Annotated in this window: 8 protein-coding genes and 3 pseudogenes; 8 read left to right on the plus strand and 3 right to left on the minus strand. The window is 43.6% G+C overall.

What is annotated here, in order from left to right; translation table 11 throughout:
* Positions 1-11 precede the first annotated feature (11 nt).
* The 8 genes and pseudogenes from Q0093_RS13545 to Q0093_RS13580 all read left to right on the plus strand — a co-directional run bounded on the left by Q0093_RS13545 (position 12) and on the right by Q0093_RS13580 (position 5,954).
* A complete protein-coding gene (locus Q0093_RS13545; protein WP_297931483.1) occupies positions 12-566 on the plus strand; it encodes a flavodoxin in 555 nt (184 codons plus the stop codon).
* 16 nt (positions 567-582) lie between these two features.
* Positions 583-723 carry a hypothetical protein gene (locus Q0093_RS13550; RefSeq protein WP_297931486.1) on the plus strand — a complete coding sequence of 47 codons (141 nt, stop codon included), beginning with the start codon at positions 583-585 and terminating at the stop codon, positions 721-723.
* Between the two features lie 32 nt (positions 724-755).
* On the plus strand, positions 756-1,253 hold the full coding sequence (locus tag Q0093_RS13555; protein WP_297931489.1) for a flavodoxin: 498 nt from the start codon (positions 756-758) through the stop codon (positions 1,251-1,253).
* Positions 1,254-1,280: 27 nt separating this feature from the next.
* Positions 1,281-1,880: a flavodoxin gene (locus Q0093_RS13560; RefSeq protein ID WP_297931492.1), complete on the plus strand. Its 600-nt coding sequence runs from the start codon at positions 1,281-1,283 to the stop codon at positions 1,878-1,880.
* A 112-nt stretch (positions 1,881-1,992) separates the two neighbouring features.
* Positions 1,993-2,799, plus strand: a complete 807-nt coding sequence (locus Q0093_RS13565; RefSeq protein ID WP_195501568.1) for an AraC family transcriptional regulator — start codon at positions 1,993-1,995, stop codon at positions 2,797-2,799.
* 120 nt (positions 2,800-2,919) lie between these two features.
* A complete protein-coding gene (locus tag Q0093_RS13570; protein WP_297931498.1) occupies positions 2,920-4,056 on the plus strand; it encodes a carboxymuconolactone decarboxylase family protein in 1,137 nt (378 codons plus the stop codon).
* On the plus strand, positions 4,053-5,120 hold the full coding sequence (locus Q0093_RS13575) for an alpha/beta fold hydrolase (RefSeq protein WP_297931501.1): 1,068 nt from the start codon (positions 4,053-4,055) through the stop codon (positions 5,118-5,120). Before Q0093_RS13570 ends, Q0093_RS13575 begins: the two co-directional genes overlap by 4 nt.
* Before the next feature lie 191 nt (positions 5,121-5,311).
* Positions 5,312-5,954: pseudogene (locus tag Q0093_RS13580) on the plus strand (hypothetical protein).
* A 124-nt stretch (positions 5,955-6,078) separates the two neighbouring features.
* Here Q0093_RS13580 and Q0093_RS13585 read toward each other — a convergent pair.
* The 3 genes and pseudogenes from Q0093_RS13585 to Q0093_RS13595 form a co-directional block, all read right to left on the minus strand.
* Positions 6,079-7,512 (minus strand): ATP-binding protein, encoded by a 1,434-nt coding sequence (locus Q0093_RS13585; RefSeq protein WP_195597084.1) that lies wholly within the window; start codon positions 7,510-7,512, stop codon positions 6,079-6,081.
* Positions 7,513-8,777: 1,265 nt separating this feature from the next.
* Positions 8,778-9,029: pseudogene (locus tag Q0093_RS13590) on the minus strand (relaxase); the annotation flags it as partial.
* 419 nt (positions 9,030-9,448) lie between these two features.
* Positions 9,449-9,662, minus strand: a pseudogene (locus Q0093_RS13595) (IS4 family transposase); the annotation flags it as partial.

Raw genomic sequence — 9,662 nt, forward strand, 5'->3', positions numbered from 1 at the left:
ATGTTTGATTTATGAAATTAAGACTCACAGTTCTATTATTTGCTGTCTTGTTCTGTGTCGGGGCTTACGCGCAAGTGATACAGGATAAGCAATCTACCGGAAAAATATTGGTAGCCTATTTCAGTTGGGGCGGCAATACCCAGAAAGTAGCCGGACACATCGCATCACTCACAGGAGGAACGCTATTCCGTATTGAGCCTGAAAAACCATATCCCACTGAATACACCTCATGTACAGAAGTGGCAAAAGCGGAGAAAGAAGCCGATGCACGTCCCGGCATTAAAAATAAAGTCGAGGATTGGGATCAGTACGATATTGTATTTATCGGTTGTCCTGTTTGGTGGCATACTGCCCCTATGATTATCAATACGTTCTCGGAGAGTTATGATTTCAAAGGGAAAATAGTTATTCCTTTCTGTACCTATGCCTCGACTTATCGGGATGAAACACTGGCTAAAATCGCGGAACTGACATCTGCCGCCAAGCATCGGAAAGGATTCGGAGCCGTGGATAAAAACACGAAAGGCATTGAAGCATGGCTGAAAGAAATCAAGCTGTTAAAATGATTAAAAACAAAGGATTATGAAAAAGATACTTTATGCACTCGCACTATTGGCAGGCACTATATGCCTTGTTGTTGCCTGCTCGAATGACGAACCGGATACCGGCAACGGGAATCAGGATATGGAAGAGGTCGTTCCCGGAACGAACCATAAATTCTGATCGCCTATTTTTCCCAGCCTCTTCCTAACAATGTGGATGCGGTAACTTCTGCCAGCCGAGTGACCGTGAACGGGGAGCTTTACGGCAGTGTCCAATACGTGGCTACCATCATCAATGAAGCTACGGGAGGAGATATGGTTCGGATTCAGACCTTACAGCCTTATCCTGAAAGTTACGATGATCTGGCAAGTCAGGCAAATCAGGAACGTCAGAATAACATTCATCCCGAACTCGCCACGAACATAGAGAGTTTTGACAATTATGATGTTATTTTCATCGGTTATCCTATCTGGTGGTATCAGATGCCGATGGCCATGTATTCTTTCTTCGACAAGTATGATTTCGCCGACAGAACCATTATCCCGTTTTCCACGCACGGAGGCAGCGGTTGGTCTGGGACATTGGAAGATATTGCAGAGTTAGAGCCGGATGCAACGATGGTAAACGGGTATAGTATTTCCCGTAATAATACGGCGACTTCCCGCGACGGTATTTTGAATTGGTTGCAGGGAATTGGCATGATGGAATAGATTCAATAACATATAAAGTACAGAAAAATGAAACGAAATATTATATTCTGGAGCGGGATTCTTTCTATGTTGATTGCGTTGGTCGCCTGTTCCAAAGAGGAAGGTTCGGACACTCCTTTGTATCAGAACGATTACATAGAATACGATGCAAACCGTAAAATACTCGTCGCCTATTTCAGTTGGGGAGGCACTACTCAATATTTGGCGGAAAATATTGCGGAACAAACCGGTGGTACACTGTTTCGGATTGAAACAGCTACTCCCTATCCGACTGACTACAACGAATGTACAGAAGTCGCACGTGAAGAGTTGGATAATGGCACTCGGCCGGAATTAGGCACATCGGTAGAGAATTTCGATGAATACGACGTCGTATTTGTAGGTTGCCCGGTCTGGTGGCATACGGCTCCGATGGCGATATGGTCGTTCCTTGAGAGTTCGGAATATGATTTTACAGATAAAATCATCGTGCCATTTTGTACTTACTCTGCTACCTATCGAGAGGAAACTCTCGCTAAAATCGTTGAACTTACCCCCGGTTCGATTCACTTGCAAGGTTTCGGTACTGTCGGACGAAATACGGAGGGAGTAGAGAATTGGCTGCGGACAATCAATGTTATTCAATAAATAGAGCGTGGATTATTTTGTTAAAAACATAAAAAGTGTTACTGAACGGATAATATCCCTATTTAATTTCGTATTTATTCGCTATTTTTGCTTTCAGTGTAAAAAATAGAATATGGAAGAACAGAAAGACGTAATTGTTGCCAATAGGCTCGGCATGGTGAGAACGGATTCCGAAGAGGAGTATCTGGCGCACTTGCTTTGTCTGGGAGGCACGTGCCGTTATCTGTTCAACGGGAAAGAGTTCGAGTTGCACGCCGGAGATCTTTCCATCATCCGCAAGCGGAAGATGATAGAGAAGATAGAGCCGAAAGATGACTTTCAATGCAAAATAATCTACGCGAAGCCCGGATTTATCGAGTTATGCACACCGCAAAGCAATTACGGTATGAAAGGGCAACTGGCTCTTTTTCTTAATCCCGTCATGCACCTCTCGCCCGAACAGCAGATTATCTGTCGCCGTGACTTCGAGCAACTGGAATTCCGCATCAAAGATACGGAACACCGATTCTACCGTGAGACACTTATCAACGCCATGCAGACAGCCATTCTCGACTTCTTCGATTTTCATGCCCGCATCTATGGCGAGAGCGACATTTCCACGCAGAACGCCTCTATCATGAGCCGTTTCCTAAAAATGCTGGAAGAAGGTGCGTTTCGTGAGCATCGGGAAGTTACCTATTATGCCGATTGTTTGTGCGTTACGTCGAAATACCTTTCGGAAGTATCGAAGAAAATAAGCGGGTATGCCGCCAACTATTGGATCAACCGTTATACGATACTCGAAATATCCCGTCTACTCCGCGACAAGTCGCTGACATTTGTCCAAATTTCCGATATGTTCGGTTTTTCATCCCCTGCCTATTTCAGCCGTTACGTGCAACGCAATCTGGGGCTGAATCCGACGGATTATAGGGAATAATCCTATTTCTCTTCATTCGCATTTTCGGTAAAAACAGCAGTTTTTACCGATTTTTTTGTATCGCCGGTTTGTTGTATTCCTTCTAATTTTGCAACAGTAAGAACTTAAAATCAGAGCGATATGAAATCATTTGCTATTACAGTATTGTTGTTGCTTTCCACTGGAGCGATAGCGCAGAATAATTCGGAAACGACATTTCGCCAGCCTTATCCGCTTGGCGAGAAACTATCTTCAAACCCCAATTTTACGGGTGAAGCATGGCTTGCACCATTAAGTGAGCAGAAAGAGTTGAATGTTCCCATGTCAAACGTAACCTTTGAACCGGGATGCCGCAATAGTTGGCACTCACATAAAGCCGGTCAGATATTGATAGCGACAGCCGGTATCGGGTATTATCAGGAAAAAGGACAGCCCGCCCGACGGTTGTTTCCGGGCGACATCGTGGAGATAGCCCCTGACGTGGTGCATTGGCACGGGGCAGCACCGGACAGTTGGTTTGCGCATATCGCCATTACGACCAACCCGCAGATAAATGCGGCAGTATGGCTTGATCCCGTCAGCGACAGCCAATATCAGGAAGCTACGACTGAAGCGGAAAACCGTTATGCGAAGGCAAACAGTATATTGGCCGCACGCGAACAAGCCATTGTAGCGGTGGCATCCTATACCGGAAAGGGAGATTTGGAACACCTGAAACCGGCTCTCGCGGGAGCGTTGGAGGCAGGTATGACCATCAATGAAATAAACGAGGTATTGATTCACGCTTACGCTTATTGTGGGTTTCCGCGTAGCTTGCGGGCGATACAAACCTTTATGCAGGTCGTGGACGAGCGGAAAGCGAACGGGATAAACGATGTTGTCGGTCGGGAAGTTACTGAAATGAACGACAATAGAACCCGCTACGAACGGGGACGGGATATACTTGCCGAAATATCGGGTACTTCCGTCGATACCCCCAAAGCAGGTTATGCAATATTTACACCTGCTATCGAACGCTTCTTGAAAGAACATCTTTTTGCAGACCTTTTTGAGAGAGACCTGCTGACCTATCGGGAACGCGAGCTCGCAACAGTTTCCATTCTTGCCGGTGTCGGCGGTGTTGAGCCGATGTTCAGGAGCCATGCAGCGATATGCCTGTATCTCGGCGTTACGACCGAACAACTTTCGGCATTACTGAATATCGTGGAAATGAATCTCGGAACATCTTATTCGGAACCATTGCGTAACATATTGGAACAAATAGTAAAACAGAAATGAAAAAGATTATTTTAGGGGTGTTGCTCCTGCTATTTGCAGGAGTCGCCCAAGCGCAGCATATAACGATTGCCCGACAAGGACATTTTTCGGTGGGCGGGCAAACCATACAAAGATCGGGGGAATATGACAACAGCAAGTTTGTCGGATGGGCGGAGCAGGAAGAAACCGGACAAAGCTATCGGGCCGACCATGCCTTTGTGGATTTTCAGATTCCTGCCGACAGCAAGAAACTACCGTTAGTCTATGTGCACGGTTACGGAGGTTCGGGTGTATGCTGGCAAATGACTCCCGACGGTAGAGAAGGTTTCGCCACGTTGATGTTACGCCGTGGCTGGAGCAGTTACGTGGTCGATCTTCCCGGTCGTGGACGGGCAGGACGGACATCAGCAACAACGACAGCCAAGCCTGTGGCCGACGAAATGTTCTGGTTCGACATCTGGCGTATCGGCGTATGGCCGAATTATAACGAGGGTGTGCAGTTCCCGAAAGATTCGACTTCTCTTTCGCAGTTCTTCCGCGAAATGACACCCGATTTGAGCAACCATCAATTAGATGTTCCCGCACTCGGAGCCTTGGCCGAACGCATCGGCGACCATATTCTCGTAACCCATTCTGCCGGAGGGTTTCCCGGTTGGATGTCCGCGATGCAAAATTCAGAGGTCAAAGGTGTCGCATCCTATGAGCCGGGCGGGTTCGTATTCCCTGAAGGCGAAGTTCCTGATCGTATCGATGGCTTGACTGGCGGTGTAGTCGGAACAGCCGTTCCGATGGAACAATTCAAACGGCTCACGGAAATTCCGATTATTCTTTATTTCGGGGATTACATTCCTGAAACACCCTCCAAGAATCTCGGTGATGAGAATTGGCGCGTTCGCCTCCAGATGGCTCGCAAGTTCGTCGAAGCTATCAACCGACATGGAGGAAATGCAACATTGGTAGAACTTCCTAAAATCGGCATTTATGGAAACACACATTTCTTGATGCAGGATTTGAATAATGCAGAGTTGGCTAATTTACTTGATAAATGGTTGAATAGACAACGGTTTTTGACAAAACAAAAATAATGTAATTGTCATTTGTAAAATCTATAACATAAATCCATAAATAAATAGTTTAACATGAAAGAACAGAACCAAAAGTCTTCTCTTTTTTTGAAGGGAAGCAGCATTTACGTCATTTCGTTACAGACCAAGATGTAGCGGAAGAGTTTTTCACATTACTCTCCGAGGCGAGAGAATTTTATATCCAGGATGTCATAAGAGATGGCAAGCGGTATGAACGCTATATGGATGATTTCGTTAATAGTCATCGATATATAGATTGCGATAATACAGTTTGTCGGAACTGTCATGAGATGAACATCCATATCGTTAGAGGTTTGCTGACGGATTGTCCCCATCTTATCCGGCAACTTTTTTACAGTGACGGATTTCTCATTTGAGGAATGCATGAAGTTAAAACGGATGTATGACACCATGCCGTCGCCCTCCATTATGTATCGTGATGACGGATCTACCGGAGTTCAGCCACTCTCTTTTGGTTGTAACTTCACCCACAAACAGATGATAGGTATTACAGCTTGTGTCAATACTTATCATCTGTTTTGTGTTTCTACATGTATCGAGGATATGGAAGCTCTTTTTTCTTGCAAACAGAGCTTTTGTATTCGGGTAAACAATATCCGTCATGTGGCAATCCTATTCGATGCACTTCTTGAACACTCGTTCATTCAAGCCCAATGGCAGGCAGTTCTCGGTTGCGGGCGTTTTCTGCAAACAAAAGATGGAAAAGGATTTGTATCGGCATCAAGCCTTTCGTCTGCGCTCTCGGCCATGCGGAACAATATGACGTCGGTGGCTTATGGTATCAAACGGGACATCAGTGAACTGAAAATATAAGGCAAGAATCTAAAGAGAATGGCATAAATACACAAAAGCACTATGTATGGATTGGCTAAACATAGTGCTTTTGCATACTTCCGTTCACAAGTAGATCTTTGGAGGTGAAAATAGAATATCCAGTTCAGGAATTGAAAAGGTCGTCCATCTTCACTTCGCTATGAACAATACTCTTATGCTTACCGTTCACCACACCGTATGTCGTAACGAATGTAATTACAAGAGCTTTCTTGTTCTTTGTCGCCATGCGGAATAGTCCGGTGCGTTCCCGAAGTTTAGACTCGTAACCGTCGGTGATGCCGTACAAGTCCGTGCTGAATTTCATTTCGCACAAGTGGATTATGCGGTCGGCTCGCTCGATAATCAAGTCGATTTGAAACCCCGGAATCCCGTTTTCGGAATCGGCTTTGCTCCTCCATGTAGATACGGACGTACCTACTCCAGCAATTCCCAATGCGATTTTAATCTGCTTGTGATGACTCAAACATACCAGCTCAAAACCAAGTCCCATCCATGCTGAAACACTGCGTGAGTCGATATTATTGCTCCACCATCTTTCGTCTTTCGTATTGTTGGGTTCGATGAACTTGTAATAAAAGAGCGTGAAAAAGTCTGTCAGTCTGAACAAACTGTTACGGGTTTTGTTGCCATATTGTGATAGCCGCGTAATAAAATCACAGCGTTCGAGATTTTTCAAAATTTTACTCAAGAAAGCACCCTCGATACCGGTTGCACGGAGTATGTCTTCCCGTGTCATCCCCGCTTTATTTTCCGACAACAACTTAACAATGGATACATAGGAGTCCGCTTGAGCGAACAAAGCGTTGTAGAGTTCGTCAAATTCGCCTCTCAATTGCGCTCCTTCGACAAAAAACAACCGGTCGATATTTTGTGCAAGACTCTCGGCAGGATTCAAAAGGCTCAGGTAAAAAGGGACTCCGCCAAATATCATATAGCATTGTAAGAGCTGGTATCTATCCCATTGACAATTCCGTTGTCGTAGATATTCCTCCGTTTCGCACAGGTTAAACGGAGACAGATGAAGGTTACAGGTGATTCTGGCGTGCAAGCCACCCTGATTGCCCTCTATTTTATCGGCCATCCAGGATGTTGCCGAGCCTGTGGCTATAAGCACAATATCGGTGCGTCTGTTTCCCCAACCGTTCCAGAAATTTTCCAATGCGCTGACAAAATTGGAACGCTGCGTATCCATCCAAGGCATTTCGTCGATGAATATGACTTTTTTACGATTGGAGGGCAGAGTTTCCAGATAGTCCTCAAGCGCATTAAAAGCATCGTACCAAGTGGTGGCTTTAGGCTGCCGCTTCTTTGAGTGCCGATAAATTGCCCTCATGAAATTCTGTATCTGCACAGTTGCAGATGTTTTGTGCTCACCGACAAATGTAAAATCGTATTTATAGTTGAAAAATTTGTCGATGAGATATGTTTTGCCTATACGACGGCGACCGCTTATAATTACGAATTCCGAACGATCTGATTCCAAGCACCGCTGCAATTCGTCACATTCTCTTTTTCGGGAAACGAGTTTGTCTTGCATACAATTATCTTTTTTGCAAAGATAGCCGTTTTAGATTACAAAGCCAAATTTTGTTCATTGAGTTTTTACCTTATCTTTTATATTTTCACAGATAAGGTAAAAACTAAACGTCTACTCATAAATCTGAAATACTACTTTATCTGCATTGTTTTGATGAATAAAAGTAGTATCTTGATGTGTTGAACATATCTGGTTAAATATTTGATCCCCTAATGGTTTACGGCAAATGACGAAGGCTACCAGATATGATTCTAAAAAAACGGGAACAAGGTTGTATAATGAAGATTCTTATATTCCTATTTCAATATAAGTACTTTGCCATTTACGGAAAACAAATCGGCGTACCTGCTGTCCACGAAACTCTTTTCGGGGGAGCCTAATACCCCGACCAACATTTGTCGTCGGAAGCAGTGTCCATACGAGCAGCAAGCTGGGACATGAAAGATTATCCAAAACGAAACAAAAATAGTATGGCAAATGCAAACAGCATATTGAGACATATTTATATGCTGTTTCAAGACGCCTTATCTTCGCTTTTATGAGAAAGTGTATTTTGTTTTTTACTGTGCATCTTGCTATGTTTTCATTTTTGCAACTTCATCGAAGTTCTATCAAAGTCAAACCTAAAGGTATATGAATCTATCTTAGGGGACAATAAAACAAAAACTGCAGCGAAAAGAGAATATATGCCATGTACTTTTCTTCTCTTTTGGCTGTATATTTTGCGAGTGATCAGGTCGTGTAAATGTGTTGAAAATTTAGTTTAGTTTGTGCATTAGCCTTATATATGCTAAATCAAAGTAAACTATATTTAGGTAGGCATATCTGCCTTTCCATATGTCTATGGTTCTATAGAAACAACTATATTTGCGGAGAATACAAGTCTCAATGAAGATGTGAGGTAAAGACCACAACCCATCCTTTTCTCTTTTGGCTACAATGATTCATCGATGAGCCGCCGAATGATACTCTTCGTATGAGAGGTCGATAGTCGGGAAATTACTTTTAGAAGCACTTTGTGTGTGACCAAGTGCAAGGAATAAAATCAAGTGAAAAACAAAAACCGAAGAATCTCTTAAAATACTGATTTTGTTTCTGTGTTGTTTCTTCAACAAAGAATTTATTATACTATTCCATTGATATATAACTATTTGAATCAATATACAATAATATTTTCCAGATTTATAAAATAATTTTCCCCATATCCAGCAAGACTGGCGGACTATTAGTGGTCGCACGAGGCGGCCGCTTTTTGTGTGCCTGTTTCATGACTTTATCGTCTTAATCCTCTTTCTTGGTTTCTTGCCCAATAGGAGGGTTGCAGCACGTGCACAGCGGCGGGCCCATTGCAGGTCGTCATCGTCCTTGTCTCGCCAGGGAAGATCGCTTTGCGAACCTCCGCCACCACCTCCGGCAGATACGGCAGGTGTCTCAAGCATCCCGACAAAGAGTGCTACGGCTATGTCGGTCAACTCGCTGCTATTGGCAACCTCCCGGTAGTTGAACTCTTCGTTGAAGTAGGTGTTCCTGACGAAGGCCGGTCAGTAAATCCTGCCTAAAAAAAGGTCAGAATGATGCTCGCTCACTTATAAAAATAAGCAAAAGAATAAGCGAAAAAATGCAAAAAAATATCCCAACTGGGTTCTCATTTTCCGAAGCATCATCGGCCATTCATTTGTCGAATCAAATATTCCTTGAATAAAAGAGACTATATCAACAAGTTTACGACCTTTTTTGCAAGGCATTGATAGAGTATTTTGTCTTGATCGGCAAGGTATATTGTATTCGGTTATTTTATATTGCATCACTGTCCGAATTTATATTCTTCTTTTTTATTTCTGTAATAGGATGTCTTTGGGGCACAACCTTCATAGTGACATCTATTTTTTATATTCCTTTTCATTAGTGTCCCGTTAAAATGGGACGAGTTAAACAATTAATCAAAAAGCCCCGGAATCAGGGGATCATTTAGATCTTTGACATCATTGAAATTAGTCTTGTCGAACAGGTCACGCAAGTGGGTTTTGTCAGTCAATGATATGCTGAGAATTTGCAAAACTTCATAGGTTGAACGTTTCAACTTCATATCATGTTGGATAATAGCCACACTGATTTGTATGCGAACAGCGTTCTCTGTTGTGCCCCAGAAT

Origin of the sequence: uncultured Coprobacter sp. (assembly GCF_947855755.1) — a bacterium.
In the GTDB taxonomy this organism is placed as follows: Bacteria; Bacteroidota; Bacteroidia; order Bacteroidales; family Coprobacteraceae; genus Coprobacter.

Coding starts and splice junctions, on each gene's coding strand:
- Q0093_RS13585 (WP_195597084.1), bottom strand. CDS start 7,512: ATGCAAGACAAACTCGTTTCCCGAAAAAGAGAATGTGACGAATTGCAG.
- Q0093_RS13545 (WP_297931483.1), top strand. CDS start 12: ATGAAATTAAGACTCACAGTTCTATTATTTGCTGTCTTGTTCTGTGTC.
- Q0093_RS13575 (WP_297931501.1), top strand. CDS start 4,053: ATGAAAAAGATTATTTTAGGGGTGTTGCTCCTGCTATTTGCAGGAGTC.
- Q0093_RS13570 (WP_297931498.1), top strand. CDS start 2,920: ATGAAATCATTTGCTATTACAGTATTGTTGTTGCTTTCCACTGGAGCG.
- Q0093_RS13565 (WP_195501568.1), top strand. CDS start 1,993: ATGGAAGAACAGAAAGACGTAATTGTTGCCAATAGGCTCGGCATGGTG.
- Q0093_RS13550 (WP_297931486.1), top strand. CDS start 583: ATGAAAAAGATACTTTATGCACTCGCACTATTGGCAGGCACTATATGC.
- Q0093_RS13560 (WP_297931492.1), top strand. CDS start 1,281: ATGAAACGAAATATTATATTCTGGAGCGGGATTCTTTCTATGTTGATT.